The 20,256-nt window shown below is 72.3% G+C and carries 17 protein-coding genes and 1 pseudogene; 8 read left to right on the top strand and 10 right to left on the bottom strand.

Annotated elements, in window-relative coordinates:
* The first annotated feature begins 14 nt into the window (after window positions 1-14).
* From STSP_RS35480 to STSP_RS35470, 3 genes are all read left to right on the top strand, one after another.
* On the top strand, window positions 15-953 hold the full coding sequence (locus STSP_RS35480; RefSeq protein ID WP_067285262.1) for a helix-turn-helix transcriptional regulator: 939 nt from the start codon (window positions 15-17) through the stop codon (window positions 951-953).
* A gap of 245 nt (window positions 954-1,198) precedes the next feature.
* The gene (locus STSP_RS35475; protein WP_067285418.1) at window positions 1,199-4,138 is read left to right on the top strand and encodes an AAA family ATPase; all 2,940 of its coding nucleotides are present in this window, start codon (window positions 1,199-1,201) and stop codon (window positions 4,136-4,138) included.
* Window positions 4,139-4,392: 254 nt separating this feature from the next.
* Complete coding sequence (locus tag STSP_RS35470) at window positions 4,393-5,184, top strand: S1 family peptidase (RefSeq protein WP_067285260.1); 792 nt, start codon at window positions 4,393-4,395, stop codon at window positions 5,182-5,184.
* 148 nt (window positions 5,185-5,332) lie between these two features.
* On the opposite strand, the gene add is transcribed toward STSP_RS35470, so the two are convergent.
* The 5 genes from add to STSP_RS35445 form a co-directional block, all read right to left on the bottom strand.
* Window positions 5,333-6,466 carry an adenosine deaminase gene (add, locus tag STSP_RS35465; protein ID WP_232789930.1) on the bottom strand — a complete coding sequence of 378 codons (1,134 nt, stop codon included), beginning with the start codon at window positions 6,464-6,466 and terminating at the stop codon, window positions 5,333-5,335.
* A complete protein-coding gene (locus tag STSP_RS35460; RefSeq protein ID WP_067285258.1) occupies window positions 6,463-7,551 on the bottom strand; it encodes an ABC transporter substrate-binding protein in 1,089 nt (362 codons plus the stop codon). Before STSP_RS35460 ends, add begins: the two co-directional genes overlap by 4 nt.
* Window positions 7,552-7,674: 123 nt before the next feature.
* Complete coding sequence (locus tag STSP_RS35455) at window positions 7,675-8,457, bottom strand: ABC transporter permease (RefSeq protein ID WP_067285256.1); 783 nt, start codon at window positions 8,455-8,457, stop codon at window positions 7,675-7,677.
* Window positions 8,454-9,200: an ABC transporter permease subunit gene (locus STSP_RS35450; RefSeq protein ID WP_067285254.1), complete on the bottom strand. Its 747-nt coding sequence runs from the start codon at window positions 9,198-9,200 to the stop codon at window positions 8,454-8,456. Before STSP_RS35450 ends, STSP_RS35455 begins: the two co-directional genes overlap by 4 nt.
* Window positions 9,197-10,015, bottom strand: a complete 819-nt coding sequence (locus tag STSP_RS35445) for an ABC transporter ATP-binding protein (protein ID WP_067285252.1) — start codon at window positions 10,013-10,015, stop codon at window positions 9,197-9,199. Before STSP_RS35445 ends, STSP_RS35450 begins: the two co-directional genes overlap by 4 nt.
* Before the next feature lie 216 nt (window positions 10,016-10,231).
* On the opposite strand from STSP_RS35445, the gene STSP_RS35440 reads away from it, so the two are divergent.
* Window positions 10,232-10,846 carry a TetR/AcrR family transcriptional regulator gene (locus tag STSP_RS35440; RefSeq protein WP_067285249.1) on the top strand — a complete coding sequence of 205 codons (615 nt, stop codon included), beginning with the start codon at window positions 10,232-10,234 and terminating at the stop codon, window positions 10,844-10,846.
* Window positions 10,847-10,981: 135 nt separating this feature from the next.
* Here STSP_RS35440 and STSP_RS35435 read toward each other — a convergent pair whose 3' ends face one another.
* Window positions 10,982-11,815 carry a TauD/TfdA family dioxygenase gene (locus STSP_RS35435; RefSeq protein WP_067285247.1) on the bottom strand — a complete coding sequence of 278 codons (834 nt, stop codon included), beginning with the start codon at window positions 11,813-11,815 and terminating at the stop codon, window positions 10,982-10,984.
* 280 nt (window positions 11,816-12,095) lie between these two features.
* On the opposite strand from STSP_RS35435, the pseudogene STSP_RS38965 reads away from it, so the two are divergent.
* Window positions 12,096-12,185, top strand: a pseudogene (locus STSP_RS38965) (LysE family translocator); the annotation flags it as partial.
* A gap of 72 nt (window positions 12,186-12,257) precedes the next feature.
* On the opposite strand, the gene STSP_RS35430 reads toward STSP_RS38965, so the two are convergent.
* Window positions 12,258-13,379 carry a winged helix DNA-binding domain-containing protein gene (locus tag STSP_RS35430; RefSeq protein ID WP_067285245.1) on the bottom strand — a complete coding sequence of 374 codons (1,122 nt, stop codon included), beginning with the start codon at window positions 13,377-13,379 and terminating at the stop codon, window positions 12,258-12,260.
* A 128-nt stretch (window positions 13,380-13,507) separates the two neighbouring features.
* Between STSP_RS35430 and STSP_RS35425 the strand changes: the two genes are divergently transcribed.
* The 3 genes from STSP_RS35425 (at window position 13,508) to STSP_RS35415 (ending at window position 16,094) form a co-directional block, all read left to right on the top strand.
* A complete protein-coding gene (locus tag STSP_RS35425) occupies window positions 13,508-14,680 on the top strand; it encodes a magnesium and cobalt transport protein CorA (RefSeq protein ID WP_232789929.1) in 1,173 nt (390 codons plus the stop codon).
* Window positions 14,681-14,974: 294 nt separating this feature from the next.
* On the top strand, window positions 14,975-15,568 hold the full coding sequence (locus STSP_RS35420) for an aldehyde dehydrogenase family protein (RefSeq protein WP_067285243.1): 594 nt from the start codon (window positions 14,975-14,977) through the stop codon (window positions 15,566-15,568).
* Window positions 15,569-15,899: 331 nt separating this feature from the next.
* The gene (locus STSP_RS35415) at window positions 15,900-16,094 is read left to right on the top strand and encodes a hypothetical protein (protein WP_067285241.1); all 195 of its coding nucleotides are present in this window, start codon (window positions 15,900-15,902) and stop codon (window positions 16,092-16,094) included.
* 139 nt (window positions 16,095-16,233) lie between these two features.
* Here the strand turns inward: STSP_RS35415 and STSP_RS35410 are convergent, their stop codons facing one another.
* The 3 genes from STSP_RS35410 to STSP_RS35400 form a co-directional block, all read right to left on the bottom strand.
* Window positions 16,234-17,277: an ABC transporter ATP-binding protein gene (locus tag STSP_RS35410; RefSeq protein WP_067285239.1), complete on the bottom strand. Its 1,044-nt coding sequence runs from the start codon at window positions 17,275-17,277 to the stop codon at window positions 16,234-16,236.
* A complete protein-coding gene (locus tag STSP_RS35405) occupies window positions 17,274-18,740 on the bottom strand; it encodes an ABC transporter permease (protein WP_232789928.1) in 1,467 nt (488 codons plus the stop codon). Before STSP_RS35405 ends, STSP_RS35410 begins: the two co-directional genes overlap by 4 nt.
* 165 nt (window positions 18,741-18,905) lie before the next feature.
* Window positions 18,906-19,952, bottom strand: a complete 1,047-nt coding sequence (locus STSP_RS35400; protein ID WP_067285237.1) for an iron ABC transporter substrate-binding protein — start codon at window positions 19,950-19,952, stop codon at window positions 18,906-18,908.
* Window positions 19,953-20,256 lie beyond the last annotated feature (304 nt).

Raw genomic sequence — 20,256 nt, 5'->3', positions numbered from 1 at the left:
GAAGGGACGAGCGCGTGGCGTCTGACGGAGTCGGGAGCGTGGAGATGCGCGCCGCGCTGCTGCGGCTGCGGCGCGCGACGGGGTTGCCCGTCGCGTTCGGCGGGCTGGTCGAGTCCGGTGGGCGGCACATGCGGATCAGTGAGCTGAGCGGCACGGCGACCGGTGCGCTGCGCGCGCTCGCGGTCTCGTCGGGCAACGGCCTGGGCGGGAAGACGCTGGCGCTGTCCCGCCCGTGCGCGGTCACGGACTACAGCGTCTCGCGGCAGATCAGCCATGAGTACGACGTGGCCGTGGAGACGGAGGGCCTGCGCTCGGTCCTGGCCGTGCCCGTCGTCGTACGCCGCCGGATGCGGGGTGTTCTGTACGGGGCGCTGCGCTCGGCCCAGCCGCTCGGGGACCGGATGCTGGGCGCTGCGGTGGCCGCGGCGCGGGACGTGGAGCAGGCGCTGGTCGTCCGTGAGGAGGCGCACGCGCTGCTCGCGGCGGCGGGGGCGGCCGACGTGGGGCAGGAATCCGGGGCGGGTGCGGCCGCGTGGGAACAGGTACGCGAGGCGCACGCCGAGCTGCGGGCCCTCGCCCCGCGTGTCGCCGACCCTGCGCTGCGGACCGAACTCCTGGCGGCCTGCGCCCGCCTGGCGACGGCGGCCACGAGACCGCGGGAGCGCGGGGCCGCCGTCGTGCCCGGGGCAGGCGCCTCAAACGCCTCATCGGCCGGGCCCGGTGGCCGCGGTGCCCCATGGCCCCCGCGTGGCGCCCCGGTCTCCCTGGCGCCGCGGGAGATCGATGTCCTCGCCTGCGTGGCGACGGGCGCGACGAACGCCACGGCAGCGGACCATCTCGGCGTCCGCCCGGAGACGGTGAAGGGCTACCTGCGTTCGGCCATGCGCAAGCTCGGTGCGCACACGCGCCTGGAGGCGGTGGTGGCGGCACGGCGGGCGGGGTTGCTGCCGTAGGGCGGCGAGGGTTTGGGTGTCATGCGGGGCGGAGGTTCGGTGTCGTGCGGGCGGGGGTTCGGCGTCGTGCAGGGCCGGAGATCCGCCACACGGCGGCCACGCGCAACACTTTGTTATTCATGCGGCAACATCGTGAAATCGCTTATGCCGAAGGGTTGTTATTCCGCTCACGCCCGCAACATCCCGAGTTCTCGAACCTTTTTGCTTAATATTGTCCCGGACACGATATGAGGGGAGCGGTGGTCATGCGACGGGATCCCGAGGAGCCTGCCAGATCCCGTCCCGAGCAGGTCACGGGCCGGTTCGGCGGCCTGGTCGCCGACCGGGTCACCGGACGGGACGACCTGCTCGCCCGGGCACGGGGACAGCTCTCCCGCGGCGGCAGCGTGCTGTTGCACGGCCCGGCCGGAATTGGAAAGTCGACCGTGTTGCGGACACTGGCCGCGGAATACGCCGGCACGGCACGGACCGTGCTGCGGTGTGCGGCCACCGAATCCGAATCCCATCTGCCGTTCCTCACGCTGGTCGACCTCCTGGGCCTCGTCGTGGACGAGGTGTCCGGCCAGCTGCCCGCGCCGCAGCGGGCGGCCCTCGAGGCGGCGCTCACTGGCCGGGGCGACTCGTCGCTGCACCACGACGGACTCGCGCTGCGGCTCGCGGTGCTGTCGGTGCTGCGGGCGCTGGCGGCCCGGGGCCCGGTGCTGCTCGTGGCCGACGACCTGCAGTGGCTGGACGCGGCGAGCGCCGAACTGCTGGGCTTCGCGGCCCGCCGCCTGGGCGGCATGCCGGTACGCATGCTCTGCGCGGCACGGACGGGCACGGAACCCCAGGGGCAGTCGTACGACCGGTATCTACGCGCGTCCCTCCCGGAGACGCTGACACTCCGCGTGCCACCGCTCTCCCGCACCGGAATCTCCGAACTCCTCACCCGGCGCGGGTATACGGGGCTGCCCCGCTCGACCGTCCGGGACATCCACCGCACCAGCGGCGGCAACCCGCTGTTCGCGCTCGAACTGGGCCGGGCCCTGGCCGAGAGCCCGACCCCGCCGCGCCCGGGCGAGCCCCTGCCCGTACCGACCTCGCTGCGCGCCCTCGTCCTCAGCCGGCTCGGCATGCTGTCCACCGAGGCCCGCAGAACACTCCTCGTCGCCAGCGCGGGTGCGCGCCCCACGCTGCAGCTGCTGCACGCCGCGGGCCGGAATGACGCGGAGGCGGAGACGGCACGCGCGGCGCGGCTCGGCCTGCTGGCGACGGACCGGGAGACATCCGGCGGGCAGGAGGGCGCCATACGGTTCGCGCATCCGCTCATATCGGCGGCGCTCTACGCACAGGCGTCCCCTCAGGAGCGGCGGGCCGCCCATGCGGCGCTGTCCACGGCCGCCTCCGATCCGATCGAGCGGGCCCGCCACCTCGCCCTGGCCACGCCGGGCACCGACCAGCAGGTCGCCGACCGGCTCTCCGAGGCGGCAGCCCTGGCCCGGGACCGCGGCGCCCCCTCGGTCGCCGCGCAGCTCGGGCTGCTCGCCGCCCGGCACACCCCGCCGGACGCCGTGCAGGAGGCGGACGAACGGCGGCTGCGGGCCGCCGAGGACGCGCTCACCTCCGGGGAGCAGGACCTCGCCCGCGAGGTCGCGCGCGAGGTCCTCGACCGCGCGACCGACCCGGAGATCCGCGTGCGCGCCTGGACGGTCGTGATCGACACGGCGGGACACGCCATGGCCGGGATCGACGCCGTGTTCCCCCAGGTGCTGGCGGACGCGGGCGACGACCCGCGGCTGCTGGCCCTCGTGCGCTACCAACTTGCCTGGCGGGCGCTGCTGGTGGAGGGCGCCATGGACAAGGGCCGTGCGGAGGCCGCCCGCGCCGCCCGGCTCGCCGCGCAGGCCGCGGACCGGCGTACGGAACTCATGGCCCTGGCCTTCCAGGCGCAGATGGAGACCCTTATGGGGCACCCGGGCGCCCCGGCGACCCTTGAACGCGCTCTCAGCGAGCCGCAGGACCCGGCCGTGGCGTGCGACCACAACGGCGCGGGCGCGGCCCGATTCCGCTGGCAGATCATGAGCGACCGGCTCACCGAGGCCCGCACCACCATCACCGGGCTGCTCCGCGAGGTGCGCCGCCGCGGCATGGCCGAGAGCGAGGTGCACTTCCTGCGCGGGCTCGCCGAGACCGAGCTGCGCTCTGGGCACTGCGGCCGGGCCCTCGAACTCGCCCACGAGAGCCTGCGGCTGGCGCGGGACACGGGGATCGGCGAGGGGGCCGCCGCCATGTTCGCGTCCCTCGCCGAGGCCGCGGGCGGTGATGCGGAACGGGCGCTGGCCCTGGCCGGGGAGGCGGTGCGGCGCGCCGAGGAGGACGGCGACCTGATGTACCAGTCGCGGGCCCTCGCCGCCCTCGGCCACGCCCACCTCGTGGCCGGGGACGACACAGCGGCGGCCCAGGCGCTGCGCCGCGTAAGGGAGTTGGAGCACCGCCTCGGCGTGTCGGATCCCGCCCGCGGCCGCTGGCACGGCGACCTGGCGGAGGCACTGGCACGGACCGGCGGGCTGGCCGAGGCCCAGGACGTCATCGATGCCACGCGCGTCCACGCGGCCCGGCTCGGGCGTGAGAGCGTGCTCGCCGTCATGGACCGCGCCGAGGCGCTGGTGGTGGCCGCACACGGTGAAGCGGAGGCCGCTGCGCTGCTGCTGGCCGCCGCGGCGGACCGCCTCGGGAGGCTGGGATACGGGCTCGAGGAGGCGCGTGCGGCCCTCGAGCTCGCCCGTCTGCGGGCGGTCGCGCCGGACACGGTGGCGGCGCGGAGCGCGTACGACGAGACGGCGCGGCTGCTGAGGCGCTGCAAGGCGCGGCCCTGGCTACGGCGTCTTGAGGCACTGGAGGGGGTGTCCTCCGCCGCCACCTCACCGGCCGCCCCGTCCCCCACTCTGGTGGGCCCAGCCGTAACGGGCAGGCAGCCTCGGCCGGGCCTCGCCGGGTCCGCTCCCCCGGCGCTCGACACTCTCGCCGCGACGGAACGTCAGGTCGCCGCGCTCGTACTGGAAGGCGCCACCAACCGCGAGATCGCCGCCCGGCTGTTCATCAGCGTCAAGACGGTCGAGGCCACGCTCACGCGGGTCTACCGGAAGCTGGGCATCCGCTCCCGGGTGGACATCGTGCGGCTGGCGGCGGGACAGCGTACGGGGTGACGGCTGCGGGAGCCGGGTCTGCCGCGGGAGCCGGGGGACGGGCGCCGGACCGAAGGTCCCCGAGGTGGCCGAAACATGGTCGAGGGTTTTCCCTGTGCCAACTCCCGCAGGGAGAACCCCTATTGGGCCGTTCCTGCAGCCGCCCCTAGCGTGAGGCGTGCCGCACGCTCGGGCACCGGCGCTCGCCTTCCCGCAGGCCCGGTGCACCACCCCCACCCGCGCATCACCCCCCACCGGCATTCCTGAGGAGATCCATGTTCGGGCTCACCCGTGTCAAGAAGGCCGCCGCCGTCTGCGTCGCGACCGCTGCCGCCGCCGCGACCGTCGCACTGGGCGCTCCCACCGCCGTCGCCGCGCCCCAGCCCATCGTCGGCGGCACGACCACGACGGCGTCCGCCTACCCGTACGTCATGCAGATCACCAACGCCTCGCAGAGCCAGTTCTGCGGCGGCACCCTGGTGTCGGCCACCAAGGTGGTCACCGCCGCGCACTGTGTGGACGGCAGGACGACCAGCAACACCAAGGTCGTCGGCGGCCGCACCTACCGCAACGGCACCAACGGCACCGTCGCGTCGGTCAGCAGAATATGGATCCACCCGGACTACACGTCCGCCGAGCAGGGCGACGACGTCGCCGTCCTGACCCTGTCCACCTCGATGCCGTACACGCCCATCGGGTACGTCTCCTCGTCGGACACCGGCGTGTACGCGGCCGGCACCACCGCCCGCATCCTCGGCTGGGGCACCACCTCCTCGGGTGGCTCGTCCTCCAACCAGCTGCGCACGGCCACCGTCCCGACCGTCTCCAACACCACCTGCTCGTCCGCGTACGGCTCGTCGTACATCGCCTCCGACATGGTCTGCGCGGGCTACGAGGACGGCGGTGTGGACACCTGCCAGGGCGACAGCGGCGGACCGCTCGTCATCGGCGGCAGGCTCGCGGGCATCACGTCCTGGGGCTACGGCTGCGCGGACGCGGAGTACCCCGGCGTCTACACGCGGCTGACCACCTTCTCGTCCCTGGTGACGGCGCAGATCAACTCCTGATCCACTCCTGATCGATCTCTGATCGGCTCGAGACCACTTCCTGATCACTCCTGAGAACCCTCAGGTGCGCCGGGGCGTCGCGAACCGCCACAAGCGGTCCGCGGCGCCCCTCCCTTTTCCGCCGATTGACCGTCGTCCGTCCTCTCGGTCAGTCCAGCCAGGCCCGTAGGCCCTTCAGTGCCTGGGCCACCGTGTCCGCGGGAGCGCCGGACGCCCGCAGGGAGTCTTCGGCGACGGCGGCGAGCTGGCGGTCAGTCAGGGCGAGGGCGGTGCGGGCCGTCTCGTACTCGTCGAGCAGGCCGGGCCCGAAGAGCAGGGAGTCGTCGGCGGCGATGGTGCAGCGCACCCCGGCGGCGAGCAGGTCGGGCAGAGGGTGGGCGGTGAGGGATTCGACGATGCCCAGGCGGGTGTTGGAGGTCGGGCAGACGTCCAGCACGATGCCTTCCGCCGCCAGACGCGCCAGCAGTCCGGGGTCTTCGACCGCCCGTACGCCGTGCTGGATGCGCTGTGCGCCGAGCGCGTCGAGGGCGCCGAGGACGCTGCCGGGACCGGCGAGTTCACCGGCGTGCGGTGCCGCGATCAGCCCACCTGCGCGGGCGAGCGCGAAGGCGTCGGCGAAGGGCTCGGGCGGGTACAGCGACTCGTCCGCGGCCAGCCCGAACGCGACCACCCCGGCATCCGCCCGTCGGGCGGCGAGCCGTGCCAGATCCACGGCCTCGCGCGGATCGAGATGCCGGAGCGCGGTGACGAGGAGCCCGCAGCCGATGCCGAGCCGGTCCGCCGTGCCGAGCGCCTCGTCGAGCATGAGGTCCAGCACGTAGGCCGGGCTGCGGCCGAACAGCGTCGCGTACCCCATCGGATTGACGGCCGGTTCGACCCACACCGCACCGTCCGCGGCCGCGTCCTCCACCACCTCCCGGACGATGCGGCGCAGGCCGTCCTCGTCCCGGACGAGCGACACGGCCTCCTGGTAGCGGAGCCCGAACTGGCCGAAGGTGCCGTACGCGGACACGTCCGGCACCGGCGCGCCCTGGCTCCGGGCGAGATCGGCGAGGGTGGCGGGCCGCATCGAACCCTCGAGGTGCAGGTGGAGATGCGCTTTGGGCAGCGCCCGGAGATCCCGTACCGGGGCCGTCGCGAGATCCCGTACTGGGGCCGTCGTGAGATCCCGTGCCGGGGCCGTCGTGAGATCCCGTGCCGGGGCCGTCGCGCCGTCCGTGACCGCCGCGGCTGCCTTGTCCCCCACACCCTCCGTGACGCCCGTCGCCTCCGGCACGGTCACACCGTCGCCTTCCCGTCGAACACGGCGTCCAGCACCGACTGGTCGACGATCTTCGAGGCGCTGGGCAGCTTCTTGACTCCGGCGGCCCTCAGTCCGTCGTACATGTCGCCGCCGAGCAGCTTGTCATCGATGCGCAGCAGGCCCTTTTCCTTCGTCAACGCGCTCTGGGTGAAGGGGATCTGCAGCTCGTTCTCCCTGATCTGCTGCTTGAGCTCGAGGCCGAGATCGACGCCGTACTTCGTGACGGCGAGCTTCGCCGCCTCCTCCGGGTCCTTCGCGTTGTCCTGCCAGCCGCGGATGGTGGCGCGCAGGAACCGTTCCAGGACGTCGGCCTGCCCGGTCAGCATGGTCCGCTTGCAGAACACGATCGACGAGTACGTGGGCAGGCCGAGGTCCGTGTACGTCACGACCTGGTAGCCCTTGCCCTTCTTCATGCCGTACTTGGTCTCCAGCGTGATCGGCTGGTTGGTGAGGAAGCAGGTGTACGCCTTGCCCTGCTTCTCCACGAGCGGGCTGACGTCGTATCCGACGGGGACGAAGTCGTAGTCCTTCTCCAGTCCGGCGCGGGTGAGGACCGCGTCGATCGTGGGCTGGGTGCCCTGCTGGCCCAGCACCTTGGCGCCCAGCAGGTCCTTCGGCTCGGTCACCGGGTCGGCGGCGAGCGAGAGCAGCCCGCCGGGGCTGGTCTGGAAGACGGCCCCGAGGAGGGAGAAGTCGTTGCCCTTGGGGATCGACTGGAGCAGCGTCTGCATGTTGGCGTGCACGCCGAGGTCCGCCGAGCCCGCCGACACCGACTGGGTGGGGTCGGGGGTGTTGGGGCCCCCGGCCTGGAACTCGACGGTGAGGTTCTCGTCCGCGTAGTACCCCTTGTGGTCGGCCAGCCAGAACCCCGCGAACTCGACGTTCTTGATCCAGCCGAGGGCGACCTTGACGGTGGCGGACTCGGCTCCGGCGGCCCCGGAGGCGCTGCCGGACGAGTCGGCGGAGCCACAGGCGCTGAGCAGCCCGCCGGCGCCGAGGGCGAGTCCGGAGGCGCCCGCGGCGCGCAGGAGGGCTCGGCGGGAGAGATCTTGACGTGGCGACACGGGCGTTCCTTCCACAGGTTCGGAAAGCGGGGGGGGTGGCACGGGGTCAGGCAGGGGGTGGCGCGGGGTCAGGCGGGGAGTGGCACGGGGTCGGGCCGGGGTCGCACCGAGGCAGGCGTGGCGTCAGGTGAAGCGCGCGGTTCCCTGGCGTTCGGCGGCCCGGGCCCCGACGAAGCACAGGACGGACACGACGGTGGCGACCAGGGCCGTGCCCCAGGCACGGGCAGGGTCCATGAACGTGACGGACCGGGCGAAGAGCTGCCCGAGGCCGTGCGTTCCCAGCAGATACTCGGCGAGCATGGCGGCCAGTACGGCGGTGGGCGCGGTCAGCCGGAGGGCGACGAGCAGAGCGGGCACGGCGCCCGGCAGCAGGAGCAGCCGCAGCCGGGTCAGGCCTGAGGCGGCGAGGACGGTGAAGACGTCGCGGGTCGCGGCGGGCGCGGCACGCAGCCCCGAACCGGCCAGGACGAAGACGGGGAAGAACGACACCACGGTGGTGATCGTCAGTACGGCCGCGGTGCCGAAGCCGACGACGCGTGCGATCACGGGAATCATCGCGACCACGGGCACCGAGCGCATGATGAGCGCCATGGGCGTCATCAGCCCGGAAAGGACGGGGGACGTCCACACCAGCAGGGCGCCGGCCAGCCCGAGCAGCATGCCCAGCGCCACGCCCACGGCCGCGTTGAGGAGCGTCCAGCCGAGATCCGGGGCGTAGGCACCGGGGTTGTCGAGCACATCGCCGAACACGGCGGCCGGGGTGGGCGCGACGATCTGGTTGAGGTGCTGCGTCCGCACCCAGGCGCCCCAGGCGGCGACGAGGGCGAGAACGGTCCAGTAGCGGGACAGCAGCCGGCCGGTGGCATGCAGGGCCCTGGTGCCGTGCTGCGGTGCACGTCCGTTCATGCGAACCTCCGGGCTGCCGCCGTGCGCAGGCCGGCCAGCGCTGCGTACGCGAGGAGGGAGATCGCGGCGGCGGACAGGGCAGCCGACCACATGAGCTCCGTCTGGAAGTTCTGCATCGAGCTGACCAGCAGGACACCGAGACCACGCGGCGCGCCGAACCAGTCGCCGACCACGGCGCCCAGCACCGCCGCAGGCGCGGCGAGCGCAAGACCGTCGAGCAGCAGCGGTACGGCGGCGGGGAGCTGAAGGCGTACGAGCGTGCTGCGCCGGGATGCGCCCAGGGCGCGGAACACATCGCGGTGGGCCTCGCTCGCGGCGCCCAGCCCGGAGGTGGCGGCGACGAACACCGCGAAGCCGGCGGCCAGCGCGGCGATCACGGAGGGCGTGCCTTCGCGGCCGACGGTGGTGATCAGCAGCGGTCCGAGCGCGATGAGCGGCACGGCGTGGACGACGGCGGCCAGCCGGTCGAGCCCGGCCTTGAGGACCGGCAGCAGCACTCCCGTCACGGCGACGGCGAGTGCGGCGAGCGCACCGGCGGCGAAGCCGGTGCCCGCCGCGGTCGCCGTGGCGGCGAGCGCGCGGCCCAGCAGATCGCGCGTGACGGGGTCGCCGAGGGCGGCGACGACCTGGCTGAGCGGCGGCCAACTCTCCCCGAGCACACCGAGCCGCCCGGCGGCCTCCATGGCCGCGAGCAGCAGCAGGGTGCCGGCGGCGGTGAGCAGGGCGGTGCGGGCGCGGTTCACTCGGCCCCCTCGTCGAGGAGGGCGGTCAGCCGGTCGACGATGTCATGGAACTCGGCGTTCCGTGCGAGCGCCCGGTCGCGGGGCCTCGGCAGAGTGATCTCCTCGACGTGGCGTACGGTGCCGGGCCGGCCGGTGAGGACGACGACGCGGTCGGCGAGCAGCACGGCCTCGTCGACGTCGTGCGTGACGAGCAGCGTCGTGATGCGCTGATCGGCCCAGATGCGGGCCAGCTCGAAGTTCATCCGCCGCCGGGTGACGGCGTCCAGGGCGCCGAACGGTTCGTCGAGCAGCAGCACTTCGGGGTCCAGGACGAGCGCGCGGGCGATGGCCACCCGCTGCCGCATGCCGCCCGACAGCTGCCGGGGCCGCGCGTCCGCGAACCCCTCGAGTCCGACGAGTTCCAGCAGCTCCGTGACCCGTGCGGCGTCCACGGGTCGGCCCGCGACCCGGAAGGGCAGCGCGATGTTGTCGTACGCGCTCGCCCATGGGAGCAGGGCGTGCTCCTGGAAGGCGATGCCCAGCCGGTGGCGGCGCACGAGGTGAGCGGGCGCACCGCCCTCGACGAGCACCTCGCCGTACGTGGGTTCCTCGAGACCGGCGACCATGCGCAGCACGGTGGACTTGCCGCAGCCCGAGGGCCCGAGCAGGGCGACGAACTCGCCGTGTCCCACCGTGAGGTCGACCGATTCGAGCGCGGTGACGGTACGCGAGCGGCGAAGGCTGAACTCCTTGGTCACCCCGCGCAGTTCCAGCGCGGCGGGGGCGGGCGGTGCTGGTGCGGCGGGAGGAGACTCGCTGATTCCGGTGGTGGCCATGAAGGCCCCTCCTTGCTCGTGAACCAATCGGTTCATGGACGGTAGGACGAACCGGTTTCACGGGCATTGCGACGGCTGAGCCGAACCGTTACGCCCGGGCTGGTGCGGCCACCCCGGCTGGTACGGCCATCCCGGCTGAAGGGTTCGCCCCCACCCCCGGGCGCCCGCGCACGCACCCACGCACCCCCGGTCACCAGCCCGGTTAGAGTGCGAGGCATGTCCCCTACTCCGGATGAGAGCGAGCGCGCACGCCTGCTGCGGCTGAGCGCCGACCACATCCTGGCGCACGGTGTCGCCGGTCTGTCCCTGCGCGGTATCGCTAAGGCCGTCGGCAGCAACAACCGCATGCTGCTGTACTACTTCGGGTCCAAGGAGGAGCTGATCACGGCCGCGCTCACCGAGGCGGGGCGGCGCTTTCCGCTGCTCGAGCCGGTCTTCGAGCTCCTCGAGGACCGGGCACGCCCGCTGCGCGCCCGGCTCGAGGCGGCCTGGGAGACGCTGTCGGCGGACGAGAACCTTCCCTTCCACCGGGTCTTCTTCGAGGTGCTGGGTCTCGCGGGGTACCAGCGCGGCCGCTTCGACGCGTTCCTCGGAGCCGTCGCCAAGGACTGGCGCCAACGGGCGGCGGCCGCGCTGCGCGCCGACGGCGTACCGGCGGCCGCGGCCGACGATCTCGCCCGCGAGCTGGTCTCGCTGTGGCGCGGCCTGCAACTGGACCTGCTCACGGCAGGGGACCGCGCGGCGACCCTCCGCGTGAACGCGGCGGCGGCCGCCTCCTTCGCGGCCAGGGCGAAGAAGGCAAGGACAGCCGCACCGCTCGCCGGACGCTGAGCGCCGGACGGGCGCCGCAGTGCGGTACCGCGCCCCGCAAGGGGCGCGGGGCGGCATCGATATGCGGCTCCGCCGCGTGAGCGCGACCAGCCCCCACCGGCCCGCGGGTTCATCACCGTGCTTCCAGCGGAGCGCTCACGCGCTCATCGGCAGCTTCGGCACCACGATGTCGAGCGGCCCGTCCGGAATCACCACCGCATCCGTTGACCAGCCCCAGATCGAACAGACCCGGCGCCGGGGATCGCTGTGGCCGTCCCGCCCGTGCAGGACGCGGTAGTTGTCGATGCAGATCATCTCGCCCGCCTCGACCCGGAACATGGGGCCCGTGTCGCGCGCCGCGACGACCGCCTCCTCCCACTTGCGTACGAAGGTCCAGTGCTCCTCTTCCGCCAGACCCTCGACCGGTGCGAGATACGGGTGGTACCGACCCTGGAAGCGCCCGGAGGGCACGGTGCGGACGATGGGCGCGTAGACGCTCTGCGGGAAGTTGGGCTCGGAGTGGTCGATGTCGATGCCGCGGCAGAAGTCGGCGACGGCGGCCCACTCCGGGTCGGCGGCGAGCAGATCAAGCAGCCGGGAGGTGTCGATGAGGAAGGAGTCGCCGCCCTTGGCCGCCGGGCGCTCGCACCACAGGAACAGGTGGTCGGGCGCGTGGTCGCCGAAGGCGAATCCGTCGTTGTGCGCGACCATCCGCTCCTCGGTGGGCGCGAAACTGCGCTTGCGGCCACGCGAGTCGGCGGGCTGCATGGCCACCTTCGCCGCCTCCTTCTCACCGTGCGCCTTGGTGGCCTCGAACTGCGTACCGATACGGACGGCCTTGTCCCCCATGACCTCACGGCCGAACGCGACGGCCGACTGCTCGTCGCCGAGTCCCGTCACGATGGCCGCGCCCTCGGCGGCGAACACCTCGCGCGCCTCGGCGGCACCGGACACCCGGCGCGGAATGAAGCTTGCGGAACTGACGTCCATGCGCTGTCTCCCCTTGGCGTAGAACCGTTGAGCCGTTGAACCGATCGGTTCACCCCACGGTAGGGGAGCCGTGTTTCGCTGGCATGTCCCGCGCGGAACGCGCCGAATTCCCCCCTGCTCCCCTCCCCCGACACGCGGCCGGGGAGCCGCACACCGCGACTCGGCCGGTGCCGGTGCGTTGCGGCGTGCGGCCTTCCCCTGAGGCCTCTGGTGCGCTTGCATGGCGGAGTCGGCTGAACGGCAGTCGCCCGTCGAGCGATGGGCATGGGAGATGACGAGCATGGTGTCCACGGATCGGTTCCTGGCCTTCGCGGCGATGTCGCTGCTGGTGATCGTCATCCCGGGGCCGAGCGTGCTGTTCGTCATCGGCAGCACATGACGACCGCGGTGACGCGCCACGCGGAGGACCCGCCCGACCGCCCCCTGCCCGTGGTGGCTCCGCCTACGCGGCCACGGTCCCGAACCGGATGTCGTACGAGGACGCGCCCGTCATCACCTTCAGCATCCGCTCCCCCTCCGCCGCCACCTCGTCCCGCTGCAGCCGTGTCAGGGTGCCGAACGGCTCGATGGTCAGCGTCGCCGCTCCGTCCCTGCTCTCCTCCAGCCGCCATACGCCCGCCAGGAAGCCGTCGACGAGCAGCGTGCAGAAGGCCTGGTTGCCGTTCCAGCTGCGGCCCTTGTACTCGGCGGGGACGACGCGGGTGCGGTCGGCGTGGGAGAGCAGCAGGTTGTCGAACTCGGGCAGGAAGCGGGGCGGCGCCGGGGTGTCGGGCGCGGGCCGTGGTGCGTCGGGCAGGTCGAAGAGTTCGGTCCCGCGCTCGTCGCGGAAGGTGAGCAGCCGGGGCCGCAGCCGCTCGAAGGCGTCCCGCAGCCGGGTGAGGCCCGCCCAGGTCTGCATGTCCTTGACGGAGGCGGGACCGAAGGCGGCGAGATAGCGCAGGACGGTCGCGTCCGGCGCGGGTTCCGGTTCGCTGGGACGCCCCAGCCACTTCTCCACGGTCGTGAGGACGACCTGCCCGCTGTGCCGCCACAGTCCGCGCGGTGTGGTTTGGACGAGCGGCAGCTTGCAGCGGGCCGCGACGGTGAGCGCCTGCGGATCGGCCTGCGGCCATTCGGCGAGCAGCGCCTCACGCAGCTGCTTCACGGTGCGCGGCTCGGCCTCGACCAGCTCGCGGCTGAGCTCCGCGAGCCGCTCCAGGTTGACGCCGGCGAGCCCCTTGCGGAAGGCGTTCAGCTCCCGGTCGCGTGCGGCTTGCACCAGCGGCCGCAGCGTGAGGCAGTCGTCGGCGGTGTGGGTGTGGATGGTGGACCGCATGGTGACGATGCGGACGACATCGCGCGAGGCCATCAGCGCCGAGAGCTCCTCGGGGTCGAAGCCGTCGAGCCGGGCGGCCAGGGCGAAGTACGGCGGCTTGACGTTCTGCGCCTGCAGGCCGACCAGGTGTTCGACGGCGGCGTCCGCGGGCAGGGCCGTCCGGCGCAGGAGCAGCTGACGGTCGAGCGTGGCGCGATTCAGCGCCCGGGTGCCGAGCACAGGCACCGCAGAGGCCGTCGTCTTGGTCATGTTCCGCTCCCTCGTGCTCTGCTTCGTCGTGCTCGGCACGCTAGCCTCGCTTGCGGACAGCGACAGTCCTGTACGGAGGCAGGCGCGAAGCGATACGGATACGGATACGGACCCGGGAGGCTGCCGCGATGCCAGAGCGACGAGCGCGCCCCGTAGCGGCTCGAAGGATCGCGAGGAAGTACGGATGGCGGCGTGCGGCGGCTTCTGCCCCACCGCCGTCCGCCGAGTCCGCGTCCCCGCACCAGCCGCAGGACGCGTCCGCCGACCCGTCCGCGGAGGCCGGCAGCATCGTGCAGGCGGTGCTGTACCGCGACGGCGTACGCGTCTCGGCACCCGCCTCCCTCGCGGAGACCTTCCACGAACTGCGCAAGCAGCAGGACGGCATGGCGTGGATCGGCCTGGCCCGCCCCACCGAGGCCGAGCTGCTCTCCCTGGCGGACGAGTTCGACCTGCACCCGCTCGCCGTCGAGGATGCGATGGAGGCCCACCAGCGCCCGAAGCTGGAGCGCTACGGCGAGACGCTCTTCGTGGTCCTGCGCGCCGCCCGCTATCTCGACGCGCCCGAGGAGGTCGACTTCGGCGAGCTGCACGTGTTCGTGGGCCCCGACTTCGTGATCACGGTCCGGCACGGCGCGGCCCCGGACCTGTCGGCGGTGCGCCGCCGCATGGAGGAGACCCCTGAGCTGCTGAAGCTCGGCCCGGAAGCGGTCTTGTACGCCATCCTCGACGCGGTCGTCGACGGCTACGCACCCGTCGTCGCCGGCGTGCAGAACGACATCGACGAGATCGAGACCGAGGTCTTCCGCGGCGACCCCGAGGTGTCCCGCCGCATCTACGAACTCTCCCGTGAAATGGTCGAGTTCCAGCGCGCCACCCGCCCCCTCGTCGGCATGCTGCACGGCCTGATGGCGGGCTTCACGAAATACGGCACGGACGAGGAACTCCAGCGCTACCTCCGCGACGTTGCCGACCACGTAACCCACACCAGCGAACGCGTCGACGGCTTCCGCCAGGCCCTGACGGACATCCTCACGGTGAACGCGACGCTGGTGACCCAGCAGCAGAACGCGGAGATGCGGGCCCTGGCGGAGGCGGGCTTCGAGCAGAACGAGGAGATCAAGAAGATCTCGTCGTGGGCGGCCATCCTGTTCGCCCCGACACTGGTCGGGACGATCTACGGCATGAACTTCTCACACATGCCGGAATTGCACTGGGTGCTCGGATACCCCTTCGCGATCGGCCTGATGGGGGTGGTTTGCGTGAGTTTGTACGTGATTTTCAAGCGGCGGGACTGGCTCTGAGTCCTCTTGCCGGAGAATCGGCTGACGACACAGGTCCTGCGCCTGCGGCTTCGCCCCTGTCCCGTCCCCCGCTCAGCATCTCGCCAGCCGCCCTTGCCGCACCCGCAACGGACAACAGACAGTGACATTGGCTCCATGAATGGAGCCACAAGCCCCCCGTCCCTGTGCGGCCTCCCGATACCGGCGCCAAGCCGCCCGTCACTCTCCAGCCCGCGAAGGCAGTCGACGTCAGCATGTGCAGGATCGGCCTCCGACGACGCGTACAAGGTCGAGTGCGTAAGCGGCCGGCAGCGCGTGTCCTGCTCGCTCATCACGACCCGCACCGCTTTGGCGGCCGTCATAATTGTCCTGGCCTTCGCGGCGAGCAACTTCCCCTTCGCGTTCGGCGTCGCCGGCGGCGACGCCGCCTCGGCCCTCGCCGCCGGGTGCCCGGTGCTGGTCAAGGCCCACCCCGGCCCCCCCGCCTCTCCGCCAGGACCGCGCACCACATCGCGGCCCTCGCCGGGTGCGGCGCACCGCCGGGTGCGGCGCACCGCCGGGAACGTTCGCGCTCATCAGCGGCCTCGATGCCGGCCGGCGGGCCGTGCAGCACCCGCGGATCAAGGCGCCGCGTTCACCGGATCCACGAGCGCCGGGCGCGCCCTGTTCGACCTCGCCGCCGCCCGTCCCGAACCCATCCCCCTCTTCGGGGAACTGGGCAGCATCAACCCCGTCTTCGTCACGCCGCGGGCGGCGGCCGCCCGCGGGACGCGGATCGCCGAGGACTACGTCGCCTCCTTCACCCTGGGCGTCGGCCAGTTCTGCACCAAACCCGGTCGGCACGTCACGACCAGGAGCTTTCAAGCTCTCTGCCATACCACGGGGCGGCGACACCAACTGCTCGGGTGAACCCGTCGGCGGACGGACGGCTGATCGCGGTGACGACCACGCCAAGTGATCCGGCGCCTGCTGAGGAACGCGGCATTTCCGTTGTCGCCGAGCGCGGCCAGGCGTACGGCAGAGCCTTCTTCGGCCTCGCCACCTGCCCCATCACCATGCAGGCGTCCAAGGCCTTTGCTTGCGCAGGAAACCCCTGGAAGCAGGGCGCGACCCGGCAGGTGGGTAGAGGATCCGTCCGGGTGGTGTGCCGGTAGCAGCTGTCACAGGGCCGGTATACCTCCATGAGGGCGCTCCACCGAGGCGCCTGGAACCGCAACCCGACGCGTGAGGGAGTTGTGCCGTGACGCTGTTCCAAGAAGGCGACAAGGTCATCTTTGACGAGACCGTGAGCCTGACCACCGACGGCCTTTCCCCGAGCCATGAGGGTGTGATCGCGGAGGTGAACATCAGGAACGACGCCGTGTGGTACACGATCGACGTGGACGGACGGATCCATCGGGTCTGGGAGCGCCAGATCACAGGTCAGACAGGGTGAATCCCCTACCCGATGGGGATGCGGTGATGGGTGTTCGTTGCGGCGCAGACACGGACCGGCCAGGCCGATTCGCCCGCTCCAGCTTCCGCTACTGGTGCCGCCCGGCAGCCGACCGGGCCGCCCGCCGGGCGGCGCGTCGCTACGGGTGGAGGCCGGCCTCTCCCACGACGCGAACGCCCGCCTCATCCCCCCGGCAGACCGGCAGGGGGCCCGCCACCCGGATGCCGACCGGGGTGTCGTGGCCCTCGACGGCCACGGTGACCATGGCGTCGTGGCCGTAGTAGCAGACGTCGGTCACCGTGCCCCTGACCACGCCCTCCGAGCCCGCGTCAATCAAGCGGAGTTGTTCCGGGCGGAGCACGACCGTGCCGGCGCGGAGCCCGTTGGGCGGGGTGGCGAGGGGTACGGGGCCCAGGGCGGTCAGGGCCGTGCCATCGCCGTCGACGGTCCCGGGCAGCAGGACGGCGTCGCCGACGAAGTCGGCGATCCAGGGGTTGGCGGGGCGGCGGTAGAGGTCCTGCGGGGTGTCGCACTGGGCGACCCGGCCGTCCCGTACGACGGCGACGAGGTCGGCGGTGGACAGGGCCTCCTGCTGGTCGTGTGTGACGAGGACCGCCGTGGCGCCGGTCGCCCGGAGCGCGGCCCGTACGTCTGACCGCACTCCCGCCCGTAGTGCGCTGTCGAGGGCGTTGAACGGTTCGTCCAGGAGTACGAGTTGGGGTCGGGGCGCGAGTGCGCGGGCCAGGGCGATGCGCTGCTGCTGTCCTCCGGACAGCTCGTGCGGCATGCGGTCGCCGTATCCGGCGAGGCCGACCAGGTCCAGCATCTCCTCGGTGCGGCGCCGCCGTTCGGTCCGTTCGACGCCGGTCAGCCCGAAGGCGACGTTGCGGGCGACGCTCAGGTGCGGGAAGAGGGCGCCCTCCTGGGGGACGATGCCGATGCGGCGGCGTTCCGGCGGGAGGTGGACGCCGGGCCCGCCGAGGATTCGGTCGCCGAGGCGGACGGTGCCCGCGTCGGCGTGCAGGAAGCCGGCGACGATCCGCAGGAAGGTCGTCTTGCCGCAGCCGGAGGGGCCGAGCACGGCGGCCAAGGCGCCCGGCGGAACAGTCAGTTCGAGCCCACGCAGGACCGGCTCCTCGCTCCCGTAGGACTTGGTGAGTCCATCGACGTGCAGTTCGTTCATGTCCGGTGCCTGCCTAGGAGGTACGAGGGGACGGCGGCCAGCAGGATCAGTGCGGCGGCGTAGGGGGCGGCTGCCGCGAAGGATCCCGCGCCGGTCTCGGTCCACAGCCGGGTGGCGAGGGTGTCCATGCCGGTGGGGCGCAGGAGGAGGGTTGCGGGGAGTTCCTTCATGCAGACCACGAAGGTGAGCGCGGCACCGGCGGCCACGCCGGGCGCGGCCAGCGGCACGGTGATCTCGCGTAGCACCTGCCACGGCCGCCGCCCGAGCGAGCGGGCCACGTCCTCCAGGACGGGCGGCGCCTGGAGCACGGCCGCGCGGGTGGCGGCCACCGCGACGGGAAGGAACAGCACGGCGTACGCGCCCACCAGCAACGGGAGTTGCTGGTACAGCGGGTACGCGTAGCGCACGGCGAAGAAGACCAGGGCGAGGGCGACCGTGATGCCGGGCAGGGCGTGCCCCGCGTATGCCGCCTGCTCCAGCAGACGGGTGCCGCGGCCCCGGTGACGGGTGGCGATCACCCCGACCGGCAGGGCGAGGACCGTGGTGAGACCTGCGCCCGCCGCCGCGATCCCGAACGTGACCCAGGCCGTCTCCGTGAGCCCGCCCAGGTCCCAGGTGGCCGAACTGCCGACGGCCAGCCAGTACCCGAGGGTGCCCAGCGGGAAGGCCACCGCGACGGCCGTCACCGCTCCGCACCACAGCACGGCGAGCGGCCGCCACCGGCCCAGGGCGGCCGGAACTGCCGGGCGGGCGGTGCCCGTTCCGGTTCTGGCGTGCCCGGCCCGACCTCGCGTACGGGCCTCGGCGGCGACCAGCGCGATCGTCATGACCACCAGCACCACGCTGAGGGCGGCCGCCGGGGTGCGGTCGAATGAGGCGCGGTAGGAGGTGTGGATGGCCCGGGTGAAGGTGTCGTACCGCATCAGTGAGACAGCGCCGAAGTCGGAGAGCACGTACAGGGCGACGAGCAGCGCCCCTCCCGCGGCGGCCGGTCGCAGCTGCGGCAGCGTCACCTTGGCAAACGTCCGCAGCGGGCCGTGCCCGAGGGAGCGCGCGGCCTCCTCCTGCGCCGGGTCGATGCCCCGCAGCACGGCGGCGACCGGGAGATGGACGTACGGGAAGCTGACCAAGGTCAGGGCGAGGGCGGCTCCGGCGAATCCGGCGAGGTCCGGCTCGGCCGACAGCCAGGCGAACGCGGCCACGTAACTCGGCACGGCCAGCGGCAGCGTGGCCAGGATGGACCAGACGCGGGCCCCGGGCAGGGCGGTGCGTGCGGTCAGCCAGGCCAGCGAGACACCCAGCACCAGGCAGGCCGCCACGACCACGACGGTCAGCCCGAGGCTGCGGCCGAGGAGGGCCAGGGTGCGTTCCTCGGCGACGACGTCCCAGGCGAAGCCCGGGCCACGTTCCAGGGCGCGGACGGCGAGGTAGCCGAGGGGCAGCAGGGCGAAGAGGGCGGCCACGCAGGCGGGGACGAGCAGGACGAGTGGCGGCCTGCGCCCGGCCGTACGGGATCCTCCTGCCGTAGGAGCTCCGCGTGAACAGCCCCGGCCCTCCCCACGTTCGCGCCCGGCCGGGGCGGGGGCTCCGGCAGGGTGTGAGGTGGACGACGATGTGGGCACGGCAGGTCAGACCAGTCCGATGTCCTGCAGCATGGCCAGCGTCTCCTGGAGGGACTCCAGCTTGCCGAGGTCGATGTCGGGGGACTCGAGCGACTCGAACGGCGGCAGGCCCTCCACGGTGCTGGTGACGCCCGCGGCCAGCGGGTACTCCTTGGTGTTGTCCGCGAAGTAGGTCTGTGCCTCCTTCGACAGCAGGTAGTCCACGGCCTTCTGGGCGGTCGCGCTCTGCCCGCTGTCCTTGAGGATGCCGGCGCCGGCGACGTTGATCAGCGCGCCGGGGTCCTTGCCGGGCAGGAAGTGCAGCTTGGAGTCGACCTTGTCCTCGCCCTTCTCGGCAACCCGTTCGTACCAGTAGTAGTGGTTGACCAGGCCGAGGGAGACCTCACCGGACTCGACGGCGTCCAGGGTGGCGAGGTTGTGGGCGTACGTCTTGGCGCCGTTCGCCTTCAGGTCCTCAAGCCACGTGCGGGTGGCGTCGTCGCCCTTCAGGACCCGCATGCCGGTGACGAACGCCTGGAAGGAGGCGTTGGTCGGCGCGAAGCCGACCTTGCCCTTCCACTCCGGCTCGACGACGTCGAAGACACTGTCCGGGACCTCGTCCTCGCCGACCTTGTCCGGGTTGTACGCGATGACGCGGACGCGTCCCGAAAGACCCACCCAGTCGCCACCGGAACCGCGGTACGCCTCGTCGACCTCGTCGAGGGTGCCCTGGGGCAGCTTCTGCAGCATGCCCTCTTTGGACAGCGCGCCCAGCGCGCCGGCGTCCTGGGAGAAGAACAGCCCGGCCTTGGTGCGGTCACCCTCCTCCAGGATCTGGGCGGCGAGCTCCGCGCTGTCGCCGTAGCGCACCTCGACCTCGGTGCCGACGGCCTTCTCCAACTTGTCCAGAAGCGGCTTGACCAGCTTCTCGTTGCGGCCGGAGTAGATGACGAGGGAGGAGCCGCTGTCCTCGCCCCCACTGTTGTTGTCGTCGGAGCCGCACGCCGCGAGGGCGGGGAGCAGCAGACCGGCCGCAACGAGCGCGGTCATCCGGCGAACCGAGGGGCGTCGCATGGTGTTTGTGCCTTCCTACGGGGCTCGCCGCTACGCCGCTGGTCATGTCGGCGGCAGAGCGAGGGGCGAAGCGAACCTGTGGACTTGCTGTGGCTTAATGATGACCATGCTATGAATAAGGTAAAGCTTACCTAATCGTCAAGAGTTCTGTACCAATGCGGACGTTGCCGCGGAAAGGGCGCCCCGTGCTTCACCCGTCCAGGTCCCTCCCGGCTCCGTCCCACTTTCCCGCCTCCGTTCCGACTCCGCGTGCGATGGGCTCACTCCAGGTGCCTGCCGTCCCTGACTCGCCTCCGGTGCCGCA

It is taken from the genome of Streptomyces jeddahensis (genome assembly GCF_001642995.1).
GTDB lineage: Bacteria > Actinomycetota > Actinomycetes > Streptomycetales > Streptomycetaceae > Streptomyces > Streptomyces jeddahensis.
Note: the sequence above shows the minus strand (reverse complement) of the source record. Positions and strands in the feature narration are given on the sequence as shown.

Coding starts and splice junctions, on each gene's coding strand:
- STSP_RS35475 (WP_067285418.1), top strand. CDS start 1,199: ATGCGACGGGATCCCGAGGAGCCTGCCAGATCCCGTCCCGAGCAGGTC.
- STSP_RS35470 (WP_067285260.1), top strand. CDS start 4,393: ATGTTCGGGCTCACCCGTGTCAAGAAGGCCGCCGCCGTCTGCGTCGCG.
- STSP_RS35455 (WP_067285256.1), bottom strand. CDS start 8,457: ATGAACGGACGTGCACCGCAGCACGGCACCAGGGCCCTGCATGCCACC.
- STSP_RS35445 (WP_067285252.1), bottom strand. CDS start 10,015: ATGGCCACCACCGGAATCAGCGAGTCTCCTCCCGCCGCACCAGCACCG.
- STSP_RS35440 (WP_067285249.1), top strand. CDS start 10,232: ATGTCCCCTACTCCGGATGAGAGCGAGCGCGCACGCCTGCTGCGGCTG.
- STSP_RS35435 (WP_067285247.1), bottom strand. CDS start 11,815: ATGGACGTCAGTTCCGCAAGCTTCATTCCGCGCCGGGTGTCCGGTGCC.
- STSP_RS35430 (WP_067285245.1), bottom strand. CDS start 13,379: ATGACCAAGACGACGGCCTCTGCGGTGCCTGTGCTCGGCACCCGGGCG.
- STSP_RS35425 (WP_232789929.1), top strand. CDS start 13,508: ATGCCAGAGCGACGAGCGCGCCCCGTAGCGGCTCGAAGGATCGCGAGG.
- STSP_RS35410 (WP_067285239.1), bottom strand. CDS start 17,277: ATGAACGAACTGCACGTCGATGGACTCACCAAGTCCTACGGGAGCGAG.
- STSP_RS35400 (WP_067285237.1), bottom strand. CDS start 19,952: ATGCGACGCCCCTCGGTTCGCCGGATGACCGCGCTCGTTGCGGCCGGT.